General features: G+C 70.9%; 17 protein-coding genes and 1 pseudogene. 11 read left to right on the top strand and 7 right to left on the bottom strand.

Annotation, left to right across the window (positions count from 1 at the left end):
• Nucleotides 1–37: 37 nt before the first annotated feature.
• The gene (gene radC, locus WCE37_RS12910) at nucleotides 38–712 is read right to left on the bottom strand and encodes a DNA repair protein RadC (protein WP_343254629.1); all 675 of its coding nucleotides are present in this window, start codon (nucleotides 710–712) and stop codon (nucleotides 38–40) included.
• A 201-nt stretch (nucleotides 713–913) separates the two neighbouring features.
• Between radC and coaBC the strand changes: the two are divergent.
• The 3 genes and pseudogenes from coaBC (at nucleotide 914) to WCE37_RS12895 (ending at nucleotide 4,967) form a co-directional block, all read left to right on the top strand.
• A pseudogene (coaBC, locus tag WCE37_RS12905) lies at nucleotides 914–2,130 on the top strand (bifunctional phosphopantothenoylcysteine decarboxylase/phosphopantothenate--cysteine ligase CoaBC).
• Between the two features lie 46 nt (nucleotides 2,131–2,176).
• On the top strand, nucleotides 2,177–2,635 hold the full coding sequence (dut, locus tag WCE37_RS12900; protein WP_343254628.1) for a dUTP diphosphatase: 459 nt from the start codon (nucleotides 2,177–2,179) through the stop codon (nucleotides 2,633–2,635).
• A 16-nt stretch (nucleotides 2,636–2,651) separates the two neighbouring features.
• Nucleotides 2,652–4,967 carry a phosphomannomutase/phosphoglucomutase gene (locus WCE37_RS12895; RefSeq protein WP_343279718.1) on the top strand — a complete coding sequence of 772 codons (2,316 nt, stop codon included), beginning with the start codon at nucleotides 2,652–2,654 and terminating at the stop codon, nucleotides 4,965–4,967.
• 139 nt (nucleotides 4,968–5,106) lie between these two features.
• Here the strand turns inward: WCE37_RS12895 and WCE37_RS12890 are convergent, their stop codons facing one another.
• Both WCE37_RS12890 and pyrE read right to left on the bottom strand, forming a co-directional pair.
• Nucleotides 5,107–5,736 carry a hypothetical protein gene (locus WCE37_RS12890; protein ID WP_343279717.1) on the bottom strand — a complete coding sequence of 210 codons (630 nt, stop codon included), beginning with the start codon at nucleotides 5,734–5,736 and terminating at the stop codon, nucleotides 5,107–5,109.
• 26 nt (nucleotides 5,737–5,762) lie between these two features.
• Nucleotides 5,763–6,425, bottom strand: coding sequence for an orotate phosphoribosyltransferase (gene pyrE, locus WCE37_RS12885; protein ID WP_343279716.1), 663 nt, complete (start codon nucleotides 6,423–6,425; stop codon nucleotides 5,763–5,765).
• A gap of 130 nt (nucleotides 6,426–6,555) precedes the next feature.
• On the opposite strand from pyrE, the gene WCE37_RS12880 reads away from it, so the two are divergent.
• The 4 genes from WCE37_RS12880 (at nucleotide 6,556) to WCE37_RS12865 (ending at nucleotide 10,378) form a co-directional block, all read left to right on the top strand.
• Nucleotides 6,556–7,782 carry a cytochrome-c peroxidase gene (locus tag WCE37_RS12880; protein WP_343279715.1) on the top strand — a complete coding sequence of 409 codons (1,227 nt, stop codon included), beginning with the start codon at nucleotides 6,556–6,558 and terminating at the stop codon, nucleotides 7,780–7,782.
• 100 nt (nucleotides 7,783–7,882) lie between these two features.
• Nucleotides 7,883–8,710: an exodeoxyribonuclease III gene (locus WCE37_RS12875; RefSeq protein ID WP_343254623.1), complete on the top strand. Its 828-nt coding sequence runs from the start codon at nucleotides 7,883–7,885 to the stop codon at nucleotides 8,708–8,710.
• Nucleotides 8,707–10,029 (top strand): MFS transporter, encoded by a 1,323-nt coding sequence (locus WCE37_RS12870; protein ID WP_343279714.1) that lies wholly within the window; start codon nucleotides 8,707–8,709, stop codon nucleotides 10,027–10,029. The genes WCE37_RS12875 and WCE37_RS12870 overlap by 4 nt, the downstream gene beginning before the upstream one ends.
• An 82-nt stretch (nucleotides 10,030–10,111) precedes the next feature.
• Nucleotides 10,112–10,378, top strand: coding sequence for a hypothetical protein (locus tag WCE37_RS12865; RefSeq protein ID WP_343279713.1), 267 nt, complete (start codon nucleotides 10,112–10,114; stop codon nucleotides 10,376–10,378).
• Nucleotides 10,379–10,467: 89 nt separating this feature from the next.
• Here the strand turns inward: WCE37_RS12865 and WCE37_RS12860 are convergent, their stop codons facing one another.
• The gene (locus WCE37_RS12860; protein WP_343279712.1) at nucleotides 10,468–11,586 is read right to left on the bottom strand and encodes an anhydro-N-acetylmuramic acid kinase; all 1,119 of its coding nucleotides are present in this window, start codon (nucleotides 11,584–11,586) and stop codon (nucleotides 10,468–10,470) included.
• 40 nt (nucleotides 11,587–11,626) lie between these two features.
• Nucleotides 11,627–13,120, bottom strand: a complete 1,494-nt coding sequence (locus WCE37_RS12855; protein WP_343279711.1) for a peptidoglycan DD-metalloendopeptidase family protein — start codon at nucleotides 13,118–13,120, stop codon at nucleotides 11,627–11,629.
• A 249-nt stretch (nucleotides 13,121–13,369) separates the two neighbouring features.
• On the opposite strand from WCE37_RS12855, the gene tyrS reads away from it, so the two are divergent.
• Together tyrS and WCE37_RS12845 are read left to right on the top strand one after the other, a co-directional pair.
• Nucleotides 13,370–14,578: a tyrosine--tRNA ligase gene (gene tyrS, locus WCE37_RS12850; protein WP_343279840.1), complete on the top strand. Its 1,209-nt coding sequence runs from the start codon at nucleotides 13,370–13,372 to the stop codon at nucleotides 14,576–14,578.
• A gap of 97 nt (nucleotides 14,579–14,675) precedes the next feature.
• The gene (locus tag WCE37_RS12845; protein WP_343279710.1) at nucleotides 14,676–15,212 is read left to right on the top strand and encodes a hypothetical protein; all 537 of its coding nucleotides are present in this window, start codon (nucleotides 14,676–14,678) and stop codon (nucleotides 15,210–15,212) included.
• Nucleotides 15,213–15,370: 158 nt separating this feature from the next.
• On the opposite strand, the gene WCE37_RS12840 is transcribed toward WCE37_RS12845, so the two are convergent.
• Together WCE37_RS12840 and WCE37_RS12835 are read right to left on the bottom strand one after the other, a co-directional pair.
• Nucleotides 15,371–17,077, bottom strand: coding sequence for a M28 family metallopeptidase (locus tag WCE37_RS12840; RefSeq protein WP_343279709.1), 1,707 nt, complete (start codon nucleotides 17,075–17,077; stop codon nucleotides 15,371–15,373).
• 66 nt (nucleotides 17,078–17,143) lie between these two features.
• A complete protein-coding gene (locus WCE37_RS12835) occupies nucleotides 17,144–17,830 on the bottom strand; it encodes a polymer-forming cytoskeletal protein (RefSeq protein ID WP_343279708.1) in 687 nt (228 codons plus the stop codon).
• A 62-nt stretch (nucleotides 17,831–17,892) separates the two neighbouring features.
• Between WCE37_RS12835 and gpmI the strand changes: the two genes are divergently transcribed.
• Together gpmI and WCE37_RS12825 are read left to right on the top strand one after the other, a co-directional pair.
• Nucleotides 17,893–19,437: a 2,3-bisphosphoglycerate-independent phosphoglycerate mutase gene (gene gpmI, locus WCE37_RS12830; protein ID WP_343279707.1), complete on the top strand. Its 1,545-nt coding sequence runs from the start codon at nucleotides 17,893–17,895 to the stop codon at nucleotides 19,435–19,437.
• Nucleotides 19,419–20,771 carry a peptidoglycan DD-metalloendopeptidase family protein gene (locus WCE37_RS12825; protein ID WP_343279706.1) on the top strand — a complete coding sequence of 451 codons (1,353 nt, stop codon included), beginning with the start codon at nucleotides 19,419–19,421 and terminating at the stop codon, nucleotides 20,769–20,771. The genes gpmI and WCE37_RS12825 overlap by 19 nt, the downstream gene beginning before the upstream one ends.
• Nucleotides 20,772–20,780: the final 9 nt, after the last annotated feature.

Here is a 20,780-nt window from a genome sequence, read left to right as displayed (position 1 = left end):
CGAGGGGCCCGCCCCGGCCGGCCTGCGGCTGAACCGCCTAGACCCAGCCCCGGGCGGCCAGCGAGACCGGCGCGCCGTCGCCGATCACGAAATGATCCAGCAGGCGCACGTCGACCAGGCGCAGGGCCTGCTTGAGCTGGGCGGTAACCGCGCGGTCGGCGGCGCTGGGCTCGCTGCTGCCGCTGGGGTGGTTGTGGCCGACGATGACCGCGGCCGCATTGTGGCCGAGTGCCCGCCGCACCACTTCGCGCGGATGGACCTCGGCGCCGTCCACGGTGCCGCGGAACAGCTCTTCGAAGGCCAGCGCGCGGTGCCGGGTGTCGAGGAACAGGGCGGCGAAGACCTCGCTCGGATACCCGCGCAGGCGCTGGGCGAAGTAGCGGCCGGCGGCATGCGGATCGGTCAGCGCCTCGCCGCGCTCCAGCCCCGCGGCCATGTGCCGGCTGGCAAGCTCCAGCGCGGCGGCCAGCTGGCAGGCGCTGGCGGGGCCCAGGCCGGGCAGCTTGACCAGCTCCGGCCCTGGAAGGTCCAGCAGGCGCCGCAGTGGGCCGTGCCCGGCAAGCAGCCTGCGCGCAGTCGCGACGGCGTCCAGGCCGCGTACGCCGGAGCCGAGGAACAGCGCCAGCAGCTCCGCGTCCGAAAGCACCGCGGCGCCGCGTGCAAGGAGCTTCTCGCGCGGGCGTTCGCCGCTGGGCCAATCGCGGATGTGCATGGGCGTGCTCCATGAGGGTGGTCGTCGGCCGCCGGTGCATCGCGACAGGGGTGGGGCCGCATGGCTGGCAAAGCGGGGGGCCTGCACCGGCTGCCGACGTGGATCCATTGCACGCGATACGGCCCCGCGCCGCCGCCGGCCCGCCCCGGGCGTTCGGGTAAGCTGTCCGACCGTTCCCGGGTCAGGACACTCCGAACGCGCATGGCCAAGGTCGACAGCCAGCTTGAAGGCGAGCGCATCCTGCTGTGCGTGTGCGGCGGCATCGCCGCGTACAAGTCCGCGGACCTCGTGCGCCGCCTGCAGGACGCCGGCGCGCAGGTGCGGGTCGCGATGACCGGAAGCGCGATGCACTTCGTCGGCGCCACCACCTTCCAGGCGCTGTCCGGCGAGGCCGTCCGCACGTCGCTGTGGGACCCGGCGGCCGAAGCCGCGATGGGCCACATCGAGCTCGCGCGCTGGGCCACGCGCGTGCTGGTGGCGCCGGCCACGGCCAATACGCTGGCCAAGCTTGCCCACGGCCTTGCCGACAACCTCGTCACCACCCTGTGCCTGGCGACCACCGCGCCGCTGGCGCTGGCACCGGCGATGAACCACCGCATGTGGCTGCATCCGGCCACGGTGGCCAACATGGCGCTGCTGCGCGAGCGCGGCGCGCTGGTCCTGGATCCGGTCGACGGTCCGCTGGCCGAGGGCGAGTCCGGCCCCGGGCGCATGGCCGAGCCGCTCGACATCGTCGCCGGACTGGCGGCCGCGAGGGCATGAGTCGGGACCCGCTCGCCGGCCTGCGCGTGGTAGTCAGCGCGGGGCCGACGTTCGAAGACGTCGACCCGGTGCGCTTCATCGGCAACCGCAGCAGCGGCAAGACCGGCTTCGCGATCGCCGCCGCGGCAGCGCGGCGCGGCGCCGAGGTGGTGCTGGTGGCCGGCCCGGTCGCGCTGGCAACCCCCACGGGCGTGGCGCGCGCCGATGTGCGCTCCGCCGCGCAGATGCATGCGGCCGTGGTCGCCGCCTTGCCGGCCGACATCTACATCGGTGCCGCCGCGGTCGCCGACTTCACTCCCGCCGCGGTCGCCCAAGGCAAGATCAAGAAGCAACCCGGTGAAGACGGCCTGGTGCTGGAACTGGTGCGCACCGCCGACATCCTTGCCGACGTCGCGTCGCACGCGCTGCGCCCGCGGCTGGTTGTCGGTTTCGCGGCCGAGACCGGCGACCTTGACGCCAACGCCCGCGGCAAGCTGAAGCGCAAGCGCGTCGACCTGCTCGCCGCCAACCGCGTCGGTATCGTCGGCAGCGGCTTCGAGTCCGACGACAACACCCTCCATGTCTTCAGCTCCGAAGGCATGCAGGTGCTCGGACCGGCTCCCAAGACCGAACTCGCCTGCGCACTGCTCGACCTCGTCGCCGCGCGCCTGGCCTGACCCGCACATTCCGCGCGCCACGGCGCCTACCAGGACGCATCACGCCATGCAGCACACGCTGGACCTGAAGATCCTCGACCCGCGCATCGGCGGCGACTGGCCGCTGCCGGCGCACGCCACCGAAGGCAGCGCGGGAATGGACCTGCGCGCCGCGATCGACGCGCCGCTCGAACTCGCGGGCGGCGACACCGCGCTGGTGCCGAGCGGCATCGCCATCCATATCGGCGATCCCGGCCTGTGCGCGATGGTGCTGCCGCGCTCGGGCCTCGGCCATCGCCATGGCCTGGTGCTGGGCAACGGCACCGGGCTGATCGACGCCGACTACCAGGGTCCGCTGATGGTCAGCCTCTGGAATCGCTCGCGCGAGGCCTATGTGGTGCAGCCCGGCGACCGCATCGCGCAGCTGGTGCTGGTGCCGGTGGTGCGCGCGGGGCTGCGGGTGGTGGATACTTTTGAACAGAGCGCGCGGGGCACGGGTGGATTTGGCCATACGGGCACGCGCTGAAGGGGGCGACGCAGGCATGGATCTCAAGGTTTCCAACAAGGCACGGCAGGCCGTGATGCAGGCGCGGCCCTTGCTGCTGCTGCTGGCCGGGCTGGTGGTGGTGCTGGCGCTGTGGCTGGCGTGGACGGGCTGGCGGCAGATGCAGGACCAGGCGCGCCGCGACTCGCTTGCCGTCAACCGCGACGCCGTGGCGCAGGCGGTCGCGCGCTCGCTGCAAACCGAGCTCGACCGCCTTGAAGAACGCCTGGCTTCGTCGCCGGTGCGCGACGCGCTGGCGGCCGGCGACTTCGCCGCGGCGGGCGAGGCCCTGGGCCGCGACTGGCCCAACCTCGACCAGGCCGTGGTCCAGGACATCACGCTGGCCGATGCCTACGAGGCGATCGACGATGCCGGCTACGGGCGGATCCTCGTCGGCGAAGCCGCGATCGCCGAGGGCAAGCCGGTGCTGTGGGTGGTGCGCGACGGCGGCGCGCCGATGCTGGCCCTGGCCGCGCCTGCGGAGGTGGACGGCACGCCGGTTGCCGTCGCCTACGTGCGCCTGCCGCTGGCCCGCGCCAGTGCCAGCCTGGCCGCCGTGGACGTGCCGGGCTCGACCTATCTCGCGCTCCGCCAGGGCGGCTTCACGCTCGCCGAGCGCGGCGACGCCAGGTACGCCGAATCCGCGGAACGCATGGCGGTGCCGATCGCCGGCAGCGGGATCCGCGTCGCCGCCGGCCTGCCGGCGCGCCCGCAGGCGCTGTTCGGCCTGGCTGCGGTGCCGTCGTTCGTGGTCGCCGCCGTGCTGCTGCTGCTCGGGTACCTGTTTGCACGGCTGCCGTCGCTGCTCGGCAGGCCGGAAGATGAAGACGCGGGCGACACACCCACGCTCGAGCAGGCGCTCGAACTGGGGCCGATGGCCGATGACAGTGCCGTTCCGGCAGCGCTGGTGCGTGACATGGCGCCGGCGGCGGTGGCGATCGACCCCGGCATCTTCCGCGCCTACGACATCCGCGGCATCGTCGGCCAGACGCTCGACGTCGGCGTCGCCGAACTGATCGGCCACGCCATCGGCTCGCTGATGCACGAGCAGGGGCTGAAGGACATCGTGATCGGCCGCGACGGCCGCCTGTCCGGTCCCGACATGGTCGCCGGGCTCACTGCCGGCCTGCGCAAGGCCGGCCGCGACGTCATCGACATCGGCATGGTGCCGACGCCGGTGGTGTATTTCGGCGCCTACCATCTGCGCACGGGCTGCTGCGTGTCGGTCACCGGCAGCCACAACCCGCCCGACTACAACGGCTTCAAGATCGTGGTCGGCGGCGAGACGCTGGCCGGCGACGCGGTCACCGACCTGTACGCGCGCATCGCCGAGGACCGCCTGCACACGGCACCTGCGCCCGGCGGCGTCACCGAACGCGACATCGCCGATGACTACGTCGAGCGCATCGCCTCCGACGTCCAGATCGACCGCGCGCTGAAGGTGGTGGTCGATGCCGGCAACGGCGTCGCCGGCGAGATCGGGCCGCGCGTGCTCGAAGCCATCGGCGCCACGGTCGAACCCCTGTTCTGCGAGATCGACGGCACCTTCCCCAACCACCATCCGGACCCGAGCGACCCGGACAACCTGGTCGACCTGATCAACATGGTGGAGCGCTTCGACGCCGACCTGGGCATCGCCTTCGACGGCGACGGCGATCGCCTGGGCGTGGTCACCAGGAGCGGCGAGAACATCTTCGCCGACCGCCTGCTGATGCTGTTTTCCGCCGACGTGCTGGAGCGCAACCCGGGCGCGGTGATCGTGTACGACGTGAAGTGCACCGGCCGCCTGCAGGGCCACATCCTGCGCCACGGTGGCAGCCCGCTGATGTGGAAGACCGGGCACTCGCTGATCAAGGCCAAGATGCGCGAGACCGAGGCCGAGCTTGCCGGCGAGATGAGCGGGCACTTCTTCTTCGGCGAGCGCTGGTACGGCTTCGACGACGGTATCTACGCCGCCGCGCGCCTGCTCGAGATCCTGGCCTCGCGCACGGAGTCGCCCAGCGAGGTGCTGGCCGCGCTGCCCGCCGGCATCGCCACTCCGGAGATCAAGGTGGATGCCCCCGGCGGCAACCCGCATGCCTTCGTCGAGCGCTTCGTGGCGGAGGCGAAGTTCGAAGGCGGTGCGCGTCCGTCGACCATCGACGGTCTGCGCGTGGATTTCCCGGATGGCTGGGGCCTGGTGCGCGCGTCGAACACCACGCCGGTGCTGGTGCTGCGCTTCGATGCCGACAGCGAGGAGGCGCTGGATCGGATCCGCGGCGAGTTCCGCGAGCAGCTGCTCGCGATCGACCCGGGGCTGCCGCTGCCGTTCTAGCCTGTGGTCCGCGCTGCCATGGCGGCGATCGCGGCCATGGCCGCTCCCACAGGTACATGGGCGGCATGGCCGCTGCTATACAGGTGCATGGGCTGCCATGGCCGCTCCCACAGGTGCAGGGGCGGCCTTGCTGTACGCCTCAGCCGCCCTTCATCGCGCGGTAGCGTGCGAGGGCACCGTCCAGGTCGCTGCCCAGCGATGCGCGATCGACCAGCTGCCGCTCCATGATCGCCTGCTGACGCAGCAGGTCGCCGTGCTGCGACCGGACGCCATCGGCCAGGGGCTTGCCCACCGGCTGTTCAAGCAGCTCGCGCTCCGCGGCCTGGCGCAGCAGCGACAGCAGGCTCTGGCGCAGGTTGGCGATGCTGAGCTCGGAGGTCTTCAGCGACTCCTCCACCAGCAGGATGCGCTCGCCATAGGCGCGGCGCAGGTCGTTCTCGGTGGCATAGGACTCGACCATGGCCAGGTCGCGTCGATGGCGTTCGGCTTCGGCCATCTCGGCCTCGGCGGCGGCGCGGGCGTCGGCCTCGGCGGCCGTGCGCTCATCGCCGGTCAGCGCACGCGGCACGTCCCCGGTGCGGTTGCCGCTTGCGGCGCTGATCTCGGTGCGGGCGCGATCGAGGGCGCTGGCGGGCAGGGTGTCGCCGCAGACCTGGACCCCGCCTTCGTCCCAGCAGTAGAGCTTCTTGTCGGCAGGCGCCTTCTGCGCCACGGCCGCCAGCGGCAGCGTGGCCAGCGCGATGCCGGCGATCCAGTTCATGGTCTTCATCGTGTCCGTCCCCCCGGTCGGCCGCGTCAACCCGCCGCGCTGCCATAGCGCGCGCGGTAGGCGAACAGGCGCTCGCGCTCGTCCGACAGTGTCGCGTTTTCGCCGGTGAACGCAAGCAGGTCGCCGAGGCTGGCGATCGCCACCACCGGCACGCCCTCGTTGGCGGCCACCAGCGCGGCGGCCGAACGGCGGTCGGCGGAATCGGCGTCGAGCACTTCCTCGCGGTCGAGCGCGATGGCCACGCCGGCCGGCGTGCCGCCGCCGTCGCGGATCAGCGCCAGCGCCTCGCGCACGGCGGTGCCCGCGGTGAGCACGTCATCGACCACCAGCACGCGGCGGCCGGCCAGCGGCGCGCCGACCAGACTGCCGCCTTCGCCATGGGCCTTGGCTTCCTTGCGGTTGTAGGCCAGCGGCAGGTCGCGGCCGCGGCCCGCGTATTCGCAGGCGAGCGCAGTGGCCAGCGGGATGCCCTTGTAGGCCGGGCCGAACAGCAGGTCGAAGTCGAGGCCGGCGGCGTCGATGGCGTCGGCGTAGCAGCTCGCCAGCGCCGCCAGCGTTGCGCCGGAGTCGAAGCGCCCGGCGTTGAAGAAGTAGGGGCTGGTGCGGCCGGACTTCAGCGTGAACCCGCCGAAGCGCAGCGCTTCGGCCGCCAGTGCCAGCTGCAGGAAGCGGGAGCGGTGATCGGACATGGCGTGTGCAGTGCGGGCGCGGGCGGGGGGGCCATGTTAGCAACCTGCCGGGGTTGACCTTGGTCAACGCCCCTCCGCTGCCATTGGCCTAGAGTTGGGCGTGATGATGACCTGGATGCGGAGGCGCGGGATGCACGTTCGGACGAAGCTTGCAGTGTCGGTGGCCCTGGCGCTGGGGGTCGCCACGGGGTGTGGACAGACCGGTGGCGACGCGGCGGACGCCGGCGTGTCCGCCGCCGCCACCGCCGACGAGGCCGCCGCCGGTGCCGCGGCCATGCGCGGTGCCGCGGCCGAACCTGCCGACGCCGCTGCCGCCGGCGGCGTGGCGGACACGGCGCAGACCGCGAAGGCGGCGGAGCCGGCAGCGGCCGGTGATGCCGACGGTGATCCGCTGCGTGCCATGGCCGCCGCCATGTTCGGCACCATCCCGGCCAGCGTCGACGAACTCCGGGGCAAGCCGCTGGTCGCCGAGCAGGTCGAACTGGGCCGCATGCTGTGGTTCGAGCCGCGGCTTTCACAGAGCCACCTGATCACCTGCAACACCTGCCACAGCCTGGGCACCGGCGGCGCCGACAACGTGCCGGTTTCGATCGGGCACGGCTGGCAGAAGGGCCCGCGCAATTCGCCGACCATGCTCAACGCCGTGTTCAACGCGGCCCAGTTCTGGGATGGCCGCGCCGCGGACCTGGCCGAACAGGCCAAGGGGCCGGTGCAGGCGAGCGTGGAAATGAACAGCACGCCCGAGCTCGTGGTCCGGACCCTGCAGAGCATTCCCGAATACGTGGATCGGTTCGGCGACGCCTTCCCCGGCGAACGCCCGGTGAGCTTCGACAACATGGCGCTGGCGCTGGAGGCATTCGAGGCCACCCTGGTGACGCCGGATGCACGCTTCGACCGCTGGGTCCTGGGCGACGACAGCGCGATCGACGCCACCGAGCGCCGGGGCCTGGAGCTGTTCGTCAACAGCGGCTGCGCGTCCTGCCACAACGGCCGCAACTTCGGCGGCCAGACCTACTTCCCCTTCGGCGTGATCGCCCGCCCGGGCGCCGAGATCCTGCCCGAGGGCGACAAGGGCCGGTTCACGGTCACCAATACCGCGACCGACGAATACGTGTTCCGCGCCTCGCCGCTGCGCAACGTCGAGCTGACCGCGCCCTATTTCCACAGCGGCCAGGTCTGGAACCTGGAGCAGGCGGTGGCGATCATGGGGACCGCGCAGCTCGGCCGCGAGCTCGACGAGGAGGAGTCCGGCGCCATCGCCGCCTTCCTGCGCACGCTGACCGGACGCCAGCCGGTGGTGGAATATCCGGTGCTGCCGCCGAGCACGCCGGATACGCCCAGGCCGGTCGCGATGTGACGCACGTGCCTGCGCACCGCCGGCGGCCGCGCCGGCGGTGCGCTAACCTTGCCGGCCGGCGGGCCCGTGCCCGCCGCATCCGTCATGACACCGGCACACCATGCGCATCATCAGCTTCAATGCCAACGGCATCCGCTCGGCGGCCAGGAAGGGCTTCTTCGACTGGTTCCTGCAACAGGACGCCGACATCCTCTGCGTCCAGGAGACCAAGGCCCAGGAGCACCAGCTCCTCGGTATCGACGGCAGTGGCCTGCACGCCGACTTCCTTCCCGCCGGCTACAAGGCCTGGTTCAAGGACGCGAGCACCAAGAAGGGCTACAGCGGCGTGGCGATCTACAGCCGTCGCGAGCCCGATGAAGTGCGTACGTCGCTCGGCTGGGCGCCGTTCGATGACGAGGGCCGCTACATCGAGGCGCGCTTCGGCAACCTGAGCGTGGTGTCGTTCTACATCCCGTCGGGCTCGTCCGGAGAGCTGCGCCAGGGCTTCAAGTTCGAGGTCATGGACTGGCTCAGGCCCATCCTCGACCAGTGGCTGGCCAGCGGCCGCGACTACGTGCTGTGTGGCGACTGGAACATCGTGCGTTCGCGCAACGACATCAAAAACTGGACCGGCAACCAGAAGAACTCCGGCTGCCTGCCGCCCGAACGCGCCTGGCTGAACACGATGATCGCCGACGCCTGCGGCGACGGGCTGGGCGAGGCGCCGGCGCACGGCTGGGGCGACGCCCTGCGCATGCTGCGGCCCGACGCGGCGGACGAATACACCTGGTGGAGCAACCGCGGCGCCGCACGCGCCAAGAACGTCGGCTGGCGCATCGACTACCAGTTCGCGACCCCGGCGCTGGCGAAGCGGGTCGAAGCCTGCGCGGTGCACGGCGAGCCGCGCTTCTCGGATCATGCGCCGCTGGTCGTGGACTACCGCGAGTGAGCACGGCCGAAGGCGGCGCGGCGCGGCGGAAGCCGTCCGCCTGGCGCGCGTTCGCGCAGCCATCGGCGCGGATCCTGTTCTTCTTCGGTTTCGCGTCCGGACTGCCCTTCCTGCTGGTCGCCGGCACGCTGGCCTATTGGCTCCGCGACGGCGGGCTGGAACTGCGCGAGATCACCATGATCGCCAGCGCCGGCCTGGCGTATTCGTTCAAGTTCGTCTGGGCGCCGCTGGTCGATCGCTGGCGGCTGCCGCTGCTCGGCCGCTTCGGGCAGCGCCGCGGCTGGCTGCTGCTGGCGATGGCCTGCGTGATGATCGGGCTGCTGGCGATGTCGGCGCTGACGCCCGAGCGGCTGACCGTGTTCGTCGCGCTGACGCTGTTCGTGGCTTTTTCCGGCGCCACGCTCGACATCGCGGTGGACGCCTATCGCGTCGAGATCGCGCCCGCCTCCGAGCAGGGCGCGCTGGTGGCGACCTATTCGCTGGGCTACCGGATCGCGCTGATCGTGTCCGGTGCGCTGGCGCTGGTGCTCGCCGACCACGCCGCGTGGGCGAACGTCTACCGGGTGATGGCGGCCTGCATGCTGGTGCCGATGGTGGCCTGCCTGCTGGCGACCGAGCCCGACGTGGTGCGCGTGCGCACCCGGGGCTGGGCGGCCGGGCTGCGCGAAGGCGTGGTCGAGCCCTTCGCCGACTTCTTCCGCCGCTTCGGCAGCGGCATCGGGCTGGTGGTGCTGCTCTTCATCCTGTCAATCAAGATTTCCGACCAGGCGATCGTCGGCGGCATCATCGGCCCGTTCTACCTCGACCAGGGCTTCAGCAAGACCCAGATCGCCGCGGTGACCAAGGTCTACGGCATCTGGGTCGGGATCGCCGGCGCCTTCCTCGGCGGCGTGGCGGTCGCGCGCTGGGGCATCCACTGGCCGCTGCTGGCGGCGATCATCCTCGGCGCGGCCAGCAACCTGCTGTACCTGGCGCTGATCGGCGCCAACGGCGACATTGGCCTGCTGACCCTGGTGATCTCGGGCGAGAACCTGGCCCAGGGCTTCCTCGGCACCGCGGCGGTCGCCTACCTGTCGGCACTGGTCAACCAGCGCTACACCGCGACCCAATACGCGCTGTTCTCGTCGTTCATCATGCTGCCCGGCAAGGTGCTGGGCTTTTTCTCGGGCGCCATCGTCGAGACCAGCACCGGAGGCTATGCCACCTATTTCCTGATCACCGCGGTGGTGGCGGTGCCGGCGGTCCTGCTGTTCTTCTGGCTGAAGCCGCGGCTGCGCCTGGGCGACGAGGCCGGGGCTGTCGCGGAGGACACCAGGTGAGCGCGTGCCGGGCCTTGCCGATCCGCGCGCGTCGTCGTATCTATGGCATGTTGCCGTGAACGATGGTGACTGGACGCGGGCCATGACCGACATCGTGCTCAAGGACATCGACGAAGTGCTGCTTGAACGCATCAAGCGCGTCGCCGACCGCCGCGGCTGGGCGCTGTCGCACGCGCTGCTGCAGCTGCTGGAGCGCGGCCTGTACGCGGCCGAAGGCGACGGCAAGCTCAGCTTCGACAACTCCGAGGCCGACGTGCTGCAGGCCGCGATCGCGGCCCTGGAAAGCGTGCCCGACGGCGATTTCTCGATGATCGGCCAGCTCCCCGGCGGCAGCCAGGTCTCCCAGTAGGAGCAGCTGCAGCTGCGACCGGGATCTCCGGCCGGAGCCCGCTCCCATCCGGTGGTCGCGGCTATGGCTGCTCCTGCCGCGGGCGCCGATCACGCCTGGTGGATGGCGCCAAGGATCCGCGGCCCCGCGGCGCCGGTGACGCTGGCGAGGTTGCCCGGCCGTCCGGCCAGGGTCTCGCGCGCCAGCCAGGCAAAGGCCATGGCCTCGATCGCATCGGGGTCCAGTCCGTGCGCGGCGCTGGATTCAACCGCGATGCCCGGCATCTGTGCCGCCAGCGCCTGGATCAGGCGCGGATTGTGCACGCCGCCGCCGCAGGCGATCACGCGCGTGGTACCGGGCTGGGTCGCGCGCAGGGCGTCGGCCACGGTGCGCGCGGTCAGCGCGAGCAGGGTCGCCTGGACGTCGGCCGGTGATTCCGTGCCCGCCAGGCGCGACTCCACCCAGCCGAGGTGGAACGCGTCGCGCCCGGTGGACTTCGGCGGCGGCAGGGCGAACCAGGGTTCGTCCAGCAGGCGTGCCAGCAGTGCGGCGTCGACCCGGCCCTCGGCGGCGAACGCGCCACCGGCGTCGAAGGCCTTGCCACGGTGGCGCAGGCACCAGGCGTCCATCAGGCCGTTGGCGGGACCGGTGTCGAAGCCGCGCACCGGTTCTTCGCCGGGCAGCAGGGTGAGGTTGGCGATGCCGCCGAGGTTGAGCACCGCGCGCGATTCGGCGGGATCGTGCAGCAGTGCCGCGTGCAGCGCCGGGACCAGCGGCGCGCCGTGGCCACCGGCGGCCACGTCGCGACGGCGGAAGTCGGCCACGGTAGTGATGCCGGTGCGCTCGGCGATGGTCGCCGCGCAGCCGAGCTGCAGGCTGAAGGGCAGGGAGCCGTGCGGGCGGTGGCGCAGCGTCTGTCCGTGCGAGCCGATGGCGGCGACGGTTGCAGGGTCGGTGTCCGAGTCGGCCAGCGCGCGCAGCGCCGCGACGGCGAAGGCGCGTCCGATGGCGACGTCAAGCCCGCCCACGGTGTCCAGCGACAGCAGCGCGTCTTCCTGGCCGAGCGCTACCAGCCGTTCGCGCAGCACCGGCTCCCAGGCATAGGTACGTGCGAAGCGCAGCGCCGGGCGCGTGCCGGCGGCGTCGTCGTCGAAGTCGACCAGCGCGGCGTCGATGCCGTCGGCGCTGGTGCCCGAGATCAGCCCGAGGAAGCGCTGCCGACCGGCCATGCGTGAAGCCCCCCGTGGCGCCGCTTGGGCGGCGCGGCGCTCAGCCCTGTCCGCGGCCGGACGGCGCGTCGCGCTTGGCCTCGACCACGCGGGTGCCGTCCGCAGCATCCGGCACCTGGGCGTAGATGATGTCTTCGACGGTGCGGATGCGCGCCAGCGCGGGCCCGGTCTGGGCGTGGAAGGCCGCCAGCGCGACGCCCTTCAGCGGCTCGGGTTCGGGCATGGTGTGCTGCAGCGGGTTGCGGTGCACGCCGTTGATGCGGAATTCGTAGTGCAGGTGCGGGCCGGTGGACAGGCCGGTGCTGCCGACGCGGCCGATCACCGTGCCCTGGCTGACGCGCTGCCCCTGGCGGATGTTGCCGAAGCCGGACATGTGCGCGTACAGCGTGGTGTAGCCGCGGCCGTGGTCGAGGATCACGGTGTTGCCGTAGCCGCCACGCCAGCCCTTGAACTGCACGCGGGCGTCGCCGGCGGCCATGATCGGCGTGCCGGTGCGCGCGGCGTAGTCCACGCCCTTGTGCTGGCGCACGCTGCCGCTCACCGGGTGCCTGCGCGAGCCGAAGCGCGAACTCAGGCGCGCGTACTGGATCGGCATGCGGATGAAGCTCTTCTTCAGCGGCCTGCCTTCGGCGTTGTAGTACTCGGTCTTGCCGTCCTGCTCGAAGCGGAACGCGGTGAACGGTTTGTTCTTCGCCGTGAACACAGCGGCCAGCACCTTGCCGGTGCGCAGCAGCTCGCCCTCGCGGTAGACCTGCTCCACGACCACGCTGAAGCGGTCGTTCCGGGTGACGTCGGTGTTGAAATCGATGTCGTACTGGAAGATCTCGTCGGTCAGCATGTTGATGCTGGAACCCGACAGCCCGAGCTTGCGCGCGGAGTGGAACAGCGAGCGGCCGACCTTGCCGCTGACCACGGACGTACGGACCTCGATGGGGCGCTCGATGACGGTTTCAACGACCTTGCCGGCCTCCAGCGAGAGCTCGACGCGCTCGGTTTCGCCGCGGTCATAGCGCAAGGCGTGCAGGCTGCCGCGGCCACCGTTCGCCGGGGCCGGATTGAAGGCGAAGCCCAGCTGGGCGCCCGGGCGAAGCCGGGTCAGGGCATCGCGCGCGCCGGGCTGCTCGAGAAGCGCGTGCATGGTGCTGGCCGGGATGCCCAGTTCGTCGAAGATGGCGCCAAGGGTCTGGCCCTTTTCCACCGTCACCGGCATCCAGCTGGTGGCCGCCGCGTCCGGCTCCGGCTGCACGGGAAGCACCGGCAGCGCCAGCGACAGCGTAGTCAGGCGCGCGCTGTGGGGCACGTCGACGGCGGTATTGAAACCGGGCACGATGGCCAGCAGCAGCGCACCTGCGGTGGCGATCAGGCTGGAATGGGCCCACTGCCGGCGCGACCAGCGGCGGTTGCCGATGGTTTCGGCCGAGGCTTCGGCCTGGTGGCTGCTGGTGGTCGCCTGGCGCTCGAGTTCGCGCAGGTTTTCGAGGCGGACGCGCTCGCTGCGCTGGAGGTCGGATGGATGCGATTCGGGCGTGGTCATATGTGGATCGGACCCCCGGGCCCGTGCGTGACGGGCGCGTCACCGGGCCACCATAATCACGCGAAGATCACGCGTCAAACGATTGACGCGACTGGAATTTATCCCTGGCAATAATTTAACTTCCAGTTAACAACAACTTGAACCCGTGTCACGTTTCGATGCCGGAACGCGACGCCCAGCCGGACCCGAGCCTTGTCACAGAACGCCCACGAACACACCAGCCAGCCGCACGTCCCGCCCGCGCACGCGATCGACCCCGGGGCCATCGAACTGATTGCCCGCGGCACCGACGAAATCCTCAAGCGCGAGGAGCTCGAGGCCAGACTCGCCTCCGGCCGCGCCCTGCGGGTCAAGGCGGGATTCGACCCGACCGCCCCCGACCTGCATATCGGCCACACCGTGCTGCTCAACAAGATGCGCCAGTTCCAGGACCTGGGGCACACGGTGGTGTTCCTGATCGGCGACTTCACCGGAATGATCGGCGACCCCTCGGGCAAGAGCGCGACACGCAGGCCGTTGACGCGCGAGGACGTGCTGGCCAACGCGAAGACCTACCAGGACCAGGTGTTCAAGGTGCTGGACCGCGAGCGCACCGAGGTCCGCTTCAACTCCGAGTGGTTCGGCAAAATGGGCGCGGCCGACATGATCCGCCTGGCCGGCCAGCACACCGTGGCGCGCATGCTCGAGCGCGACGACTTCGCCAAGCGTTACGCCGCCCAGCAGTCGATCGCGATCCATGAATTCCTCTACCCGCTGGTGCAGGGCTACGACTCGGTGGCGCTCGAGGCCGACGTCGAGCTCGGCGGCACCGACCAGAAGTTCAACCTGCTGATGGGCCGCGGCCTGCAGGAGCACTACGGTCAGAAGCCGCAGGTGGTGCTGACGATGCCGCTGCTGGTGGGCCTGGACGGCGTCAACAAGATGTCCAAGTCGCTGGGCAACTACATCGGGGTCACCGACCCGGCGATCGACGTCGTCAACAAGACCATGAAGATCGGCGACGACCTCATGTGGGACTGGATCGAGCTGCTGAGCTTCGACATCGGCATCGGGGAGGCGACAGCGCTGAAGGCGGACGTGGCCTCCGGTGCGCTGAATCCGCGCGAGGTGAAGCTGCGCCTGGCGCGCGAACTGGCCACGCGTTTCCACGATGCCGCCGCGGCAGAGACCGCGATCTCCGGTTGGCACGCGGCGGTTACCGGCCAGGGCGATACTTCATTGCTGCCGCTGCATGACGTGGAAGTCCCGGCGGAGGGCCTGCGCATCGCCGCGCTGCTGACGGCTGCGGGGATCACGCCGTCGAACTCGGAGGCCAACCGCAAGCTCAGGGAGCGCGCGGTGAAGGTCGATGGCGAGGTGGTCGAGGATGCCGGCACCACGTTCCAGCCCGGCTTCGAGGGCGTGCTGCAGGTCGGCAAGCGCAACTTCGCGCGCGTGCGTCTCGTGTCAGGGCGGTAACGGCGGGCGAATGCATGTCCGCCTTGAAAGGGTTCGGGCGTATGGGGTGGGTCCGGGGCGGGCGTCCTGCCGCGCCCCTTCGCATGCGAGGATCCACATGTATACGAAATCAACCTGTTCGGCGCCGGTTGCGCTGGCAATCGCCATTGCGCTTGTGTCCGCCGCGGGCAGCACCGTGGCCGCCGACGTCGAACGCTACGATTACCAGAGCGCTGCAGGTGCCTGCCAGGGCGCGCTCCCGGCATTCGCAGGCACCCTGCGCGCCCGTCCGCTGGCCATTGCCAACGAAGGCGTAACGGGTGCGTTCGTCACCTGCGCCCAGGTCACGGATGAGTTCAACTCCGAATCTCGAACCACGAACGCGATCCTCGGCTTGGGCAACGTCGGTACGTCGCCCGTGACCCTCAAGTGCACGTTCGTGCATGGGAGAGGTGGATCTTCGGTGCCTGCGAGTTACCTCCCCCTCATGCCGATGACACTGGACCCGGGCCAGACCGGTTTCTTTCAAATCGTTCCGGAGAATATCGACCCGAACATGTCCCGACTCCGATACGCGCAATGGAGTTGCTCGCTGCCGCCGGGTGCGGTGATCAATTACCTGGGTCGGCATTACATCGATTACGTCGGCAACTAGCCGGGCCGGACGCATTGGGGCGGCGGCTCCCGTCGCCGTTCACCTTTGCTGTCGTCGCGCAGGCGACCCTCCGCCAGCCGCATGCTGGTGTGAAACAGGAACGGCGCCTTCCGGCGCCATTCCGTACGGCCGTTCCCGGCGAGCTCGTGCGGTGACGCTTACTTCGCGCCGGGACGCATCCCGTCGCGCGCGGCCTTGAAGGCGTTGCCTTCGTACCAGTTCGGCCAGCTGCCGTCGTCGGCCAGGGTGCGGCCCACGCCGTACAGCACTTCCAGGTCCTGGATCACGCCGTCGAGGTTCCACGCCGGATCGAATTCGTCCGCCGGCTTGTGGTACGCGACCTCGGTGTAATGGCGCGCATGTTCCGCGCCGGCGTCCTTGCCGCCGTCGAGCAGGTCGTCGCCGCCCTTGGCGTACAGCGCCGGCACGCCGGCCTTGGCGTAGTTGAAATGATCGGAGCGGAAGAAGAAGCCGCCGGCCGGGTTGCCTTCGGCGACGATCACCCGCTCCTGGCCGTCGGTGAAGGTTTTCAGTACGTCCTCGAGCTCGGAGTTGCCCTGGCCGACCACGACCATGTCGCGCGACGGACCGGCGACGCTCATCGCGTCGAGGTTGATCACGGCGACGGTGTTCTCCAGCGGGAACACGGGGTGTGCGACCTGGTACTTGGAGCCGAGCAGGCCCGATTCTTCCAGGGTCACGGCCACGAACGCGATCGAACGCTTGGGCTGGCCGTCGGCCTTGAACTTCTCCGCGATCTCGACGATGCCGGCGATGCCGGTGGCGTTGTCGATGGCGCCGTTGTAGATCTGGTCGCCTTCGCCCTCGTGGGTGCCCAGGTGGTCCCAGTGGCCCATGTAGACGACGGCTTCGTCGGGCGCTTCGCTGCCGCGCAGCACGCCGATGACGTTGCGCGACGAGCTTTCCCTGGTGGTGCTGGCGAGGTCGAAGGACACGCGCGCGTCCAGCGGCACGGCGATGAAGCCGCGCTGGTTGGCGGCGGTGTACAGCGCCTCGAGGTCCTGGCCGGCGCCGGCGAAGAGCTGCGTCGCGGCCTCGGCGCTCAGCCAGCCCTGGGCCGGCAGGCGCGGCTCCGGATCGTCGGAGGCGCGCAGGTCGAACTGCGGGCCCGACCAGGAGTTCTTGACCACGTCCCAGCCGTAGGACGCGCCGGCGGTGTCGTGGATGATCAGCGCGGCGGCGGCGCCCTTGCGCGCGGCCTCTTCGAACTTGTAGGTCCAGCGCCCGTAATAGGTCATGCGCTCGCCTTCGAACAGCGAGTCGTCCTTGGCGTGGAAGCCCGGGTCGTTGACCAGGATGACCACGGTCTTGCCGGTGACGTCGATGCCGGCATAGTCGTTCCAGCCCAGCTCCGGCGCGTCCACGCCGTAGCCCACGAACACCAGGTCGCTGTCGGCGACCTTGACCTCGGCCTCGCCGGTGCGGGTGCCGATCACCATGTCGGTGCCGAACGCGAGCTCGCGGGGCTCGCCGGCGACCTCCATGTGCAGCACGGTGGATTCGTCGGCGGTGGTCTCGACCATCGGCACGGTCTGGAAGAAGCTGCCGTCGTCGCCGCCGGGTTCCAGCCCGATGCGCTCGTACTGCGCCTTGATGTATTCAACGGTCATCTCGCCGCCGGGCGAGCCGGGCGCACGGCCCTGGAACTCATCGGAGGACAGCGTCTTCACCATCTCGGCGAAGTCGTCCTTGCTCAGCTCGGGGCTGAACGCGTGCGTGGAGGCGGTCGCGGCCGGCGCATCGCCGGTGTTGGCCGCGGCGGCGGCGGCGGCGGGCTCGCCGTTGCCGCACGCGGCCAGGGCGGTGGCCACGGCGAGGCTGAGCACAAGGTGGGTCGGTCGCATTCGTCGGGTCCTGCAGAAGTGGAATCCCCGATTCTATGCGTTCGGCGCCCTGCGGGGGCGCGGGCTTCAGTCGCTGGCGCGGGGCGGCGCGGTTGGCGTCGAATAGGGCACCGGCGTGGCGCCGCTGATCTCGCCGACGCGTGCGCTGTCGTGCACGTACAGCGTGACCTCGCGTTCGAACTCCAGGGGGCCATCGACCACGGCGCCCGGTCCGATGATGATCCGCTGGCGGCGGGTGCTGATGCGGATCGGCATCCAGTTGGCGCTGGGCTTGTCGACGTGCAGGCGTCCGCGCACGTGCGAGCCGGCGCCGATGGTCACGTTGCCGCTGCTGGTGCCGACGTCGCCGGCCACGACCGTCGCGACCAGGCCGATGGCACCGTTGACGGTTTCGACGTCGCCCTCGACCTCGCCGTCGCGTCCGATGAACACACTGCCGTTGACGGTTTCCACGCTGCCGCCGATGCGCGCGCGTTCGCCCGCGTGGATGCCGCCGTTCACCGTCGACAGTCCGCCGCTCGCGATGTCGTTGCCGGCGCGGATGGCGCCGTTCACCGTGCTGGCGTCGCCGCTGCGGGCGCCATCGTCCAGGGTGATGCTGCCGTTGACGGTTTCCAGCCGGCCGTACTCGCTGCCGGCATGGGCGGTGATCGCGCCGTTGACGCGGTTGATGTCTTCCGCGGCCAGCGCGGAGCCGGCGGCGAGCGCGGCGATGAAAAGAAGGGCGAATCGGGGAGTCTGGCGGATGTCCATGGCCCGAGTCTGCGCCGGCCGGCGCTACAATGCATGCGTCCAACGTCACAGGGTCGAACGTCGTGCCTGAGCCCGATACCGTCCGCCGGCCGAAGCCGGTGGTGCTGCTGATCCTCGACGGCTGGGGCCATCGCGACGATCCCCGCGACAACGCGCTGGCGCTCGCCGACATCCCCAACTGGCGGCGCCTGTCCGCGGCGCATCCGACCACCCTGGTGCACACCGAAGGCACCCACGTCGGCCTGCCCGACGGGCAGATGGGCAACTCCGAGGTCGGGCACATGAACATCGGCGCCGGACGCGTGGTCTACCAGGACCTGACCCGGGTCGACGCCGCGATCGCCGACGGCAGCTTCTTCGCCAATGACGGCCTGCGCGCCGCCTGCGCCGCGGTGAACGCGTCGGGCGGCACCCTGCACGTCATGGGCCTGCTCTCGCCCGGCGGCGTGCACAGCCATGAAGCCCACGTGCTGGCGATGCTTCAGCTGGCGAAGCGCGAAGGCGTGGCGCGCGTCGCCGTGCACGCGTTCACCGACGGCCGCGACATGCCCCCGCGCTCGGCCGCGCCCAGCCTGCGCGCGCTGGCCGATGCCTGCGCGCTGCATGGCAATGCGCGCATCGCCAGCGTCAGCGGGCGCTACTACGCCATGGACCGCGACCAGCGCTGGGAGCGCGTGCGCCTGGCCTGGGACGCGATGGTCGATGCGCGGGCGGAACACGTCGCGCCCGATGCCATGGCCGCGCTCGACGCCGCCTACGCGCGCGGCGAGAACGATGAATTCGTGCGGCCGACGGTGATCGCCGGCGCCGAACCCATGCGCGACGGCGACGCGATCGTGTTCATGAACTTCCGCGCCGATCGCGCGCGCCAGCTCGCCGCGGCGTTCGTGGCACCGGCATTCGATGGATTCGCCGCGCGGCGCCCGGCGCTGGCCGACTTCACCTGCCTGACCGAGTACGACGCCACCCTGCCGGTGGCACTGGCGTTCGCGCCCGACGACCTGCGCAACACCCTGGGCGAAGTCCTGGGTGCCAACGACCTGGCCCAGCTGCGCATCGCCGAGACCGAGAAGTACGCCCACGTCACCTTCTTCTTCAACGGTGGCCGAGAGACGCCGTTCGCAGGCGAGGAGCGCATTTTGGTGCCGAGCCCCAAGGTCGCCACCTATGACCTGCAGCCGGAGATGAGCTGTCCCGAAGTGGCGGCGAAGCTGGTGGCCGCGATCGCCTCAGGCCGCTTCGACGCCGTGGTCTGCAACTTCGCCAATCCCGACATGGTCGGCCACACCGGCGACCTGCAGGCCGCGATCCTGGCCGTGGAGGCGGTGGACCGGGCGCTGGGCGAGGTCGCCGCCGCGGTCGCCGCGCAGAGCGGCGAACTGCTGGTCACCGCCGATCATGGCAACGTCGAAATGATGCGCGACCCAGTCACTGGCGAGCCGCACACGTCGCACACCGTCGGTCCGGTGGATCTGATCTATGTCGGTGGGCGCGGCGACGCGACCCTGCGCACGGGCGGTTCTCTGCGCGACCTCGCGCCAACGATGCTCGACCTGCTGGGCGTCGTGAAGCCGGTGGAGATGACCGGTTGCAGCCTGCTGGCGTGAACCCGGGCCTGGCCACGCCGCCGCGACGCGACTGCCTGCCCCGGCGCGTGCCCTCGCGGCCGCTTCTGGCCGGGTCCGTGCCGCGGCTGCTGCTGTCGACGCTGCTGTTGCTGGTGGCCGTCCCCATCGGGCCGGCATCGGCCCAGGACAGCCGCGACGCGCAGCGCCGGCTGGACAGGGTCAAGCGCGAACTCAACGAGGTCGGGCGCGAACGCCGCCGCATCGAAGGCGACCGCGGCAAGGCCAGTCGCGAGCTTCGCGAGGCCGATGAGCGCGTGGCCCGCAATGCCCGGGAACTTGCCGCCACCGCGGCGGCGCTGGCGCAGCAGCAGCAGGCGCTTGCGGATCTGGAAACGCAGCGGGACGTCCTCGCCGAAGGCCTTTCGACGCAGCGCGAGGAGCTTGCCGGGCTGCTGCGCGCGGCCTATACCGTGGGCGCGACCACGCCGCTGAAGCTGCTGCTGGCACAGGATGATGCCGCGGGCGCCAATCGCAGCCTGGCCTATCACGGCTACCTGCAGCGCGGCCGCAGCGCGCGGATCGCGGAGCTGTCGGCCGAACTCGTCGGACTCGAGGAGATGGAACAGGCGATCGCTGCCGAACGCGCGGCCCTGGTCGCCACCAGCGAGCGCCAGCGCGCGCAATCCGAAGCGCTGGAGCGCGAGCGCGCCGAGCGCGCCAGGGCGGTGGCCGGACTCGATGCCAGTTACAGGGACCGCAGCGAGCGCGAGAAAGCCCTGGGTGCCGACGCGAAATCGCTCGAGCGCCTGCTCGCGCGCCTGCGCGAGGCGGCGCGCAAGGCCGAAGCCGAGCGCAAGGCCGCCGCCGCACGCCGCGCCGCCGCGGCCGCGGCCGCGCGCGATGGCGACAAGCCGGGCGCTGGCAGCGGCGTGCGCGGCAGCCCCGTGCCCGAGGCGCCGAAGGTGACCGTGGCACGCACCTCCGCGGTCCAGGTCGGCGGCCTGTCCTGGCCCCTCAGCGGCAGCCTGCTGGCCGGCTATGGCGCGCGCATGCCCGACGGCCGCCGCAGCGACGGCGTGCTGGTTGCCGCCGCCGCGGGCACCCCGGTCACCGCGGTGGCCGAAGGCACGGTGGTGTTCGCGGAATGGATGACCGGCTACGGCCTGATCCTGATCGTCGACCACGGCAACGGCTACATGAGCCTGTACGCGCACAACGACAGTCTGCTCAAGAACCCCGGCGACCGCGTCCGCCGCGGCGATGCGGTCTCCACCGTCGGCACGTCCGGCGGCCAGGGCCGCGCGGCGCTTTATTTCGAGCTGCGCCGCGAGGGCAAGCCCGTGGATCCCGGCACCTGGCTGCAGAAGCGCTGACGGGCGCCG

Source organism: Luteimonas sp. MJ250 (genome assembly GCF_039548455.1).
GTDB lineage: Bacteria > Pseudomonadota > Gammaproteobacteria > Xanthomonadales > Xanthomonadaceae > Luteimonas.
This window is presented reverse-complemented; position numbering and strand designations above follow the sequence as displayed.

Coding starts and splice junctions, on each gene's coding strand:
- radC (WP_343254629.1), bottom strand. CDS start 712: ATGCACATCCGCGATTGGCCCAGCGGCGAACGCCCGCGCGAGAAGCTC.
- dut (WP_343254628.1), top strand. CDS start 2,177: ATGCAGCACACGCTGGACCTGAAGATCCTCGACCCGCGCATCGGCGGC.
- WCE37_RS12895 (WP_343279718.1), top strand. CDS start 2,652: ATGGATCTCAAGGTTTCCAACAAGGCACGGCAGGCCGTGATGCAGGCG.
- WCE37_RS12890 (WP_343279717.1), bottom strand. CDS start 5,736: ATGAAGACCATGAACTGGATCGCCGGCATCGCGCTGGCCACGCTGCCG.
- pyrE (WP_343279716.1), bottom strand. CDS start 6,425: ATGTCCGATCACCGCTCCCGCTTCCTGCAGCTGGCACTGGCGGCCGAA.
- WCE37_RS12880 (WP_343279715.1), top strand. CDS start 6,556: ATGCACGTTCGGACGAAGCTTGCAGTGTCGGTGGCCCTGGCGCTGGGG.
- WCE37_RS12875 (WP_343254623.1), top strand. CDS start 7,883: ATGCGCATCATCAGCTTCAATGCCAACGGCATCCGCTCGGCGGCCAGG.
- WCE37_RS12865 (WP_343279713.1), top strand. CDS start 10,112: ATGACCGACATCGTGCTCAAGGACATCGACGAAGTGCTGCTTGAACGC.
- WCE37_RS12860 (WP_343279712.1), bottom strand. CDS start 11,586: ATGGCCGGTCGGCAGCGCTTCCTCGGGCTGATCTCGGGCACCAGCGCC.
- WCE37_RS12855 (WP_343279711.1), bottom strand. CDS start 13,120: ATGACCACGCCCGAATCGCATCCATCCGACCTCCAGCGCAGCGAGCGC.
- WCE37_RS12845 (WP_343279710.1), top strand. CDS start 14,676: ATGTATACGAAATCAACCTGTTCGGCGCCGGTTGCGCTGGCAATCGCC.
- WCE37_RS12840 (WP_343279709.1), bottom strand. CDS start 17,077: ATGCGACCGACCCACCTTGTGCTCAGCCTCGCCGTGGCCACCGCCCTG.
- WCE37_RS12835 (WP_343279708.1), bottom strand. CDS start 17,830: ATGGACATCCGCCAGACTCCCCGATTCGCCCTTCTTTTCATCGCCGCG.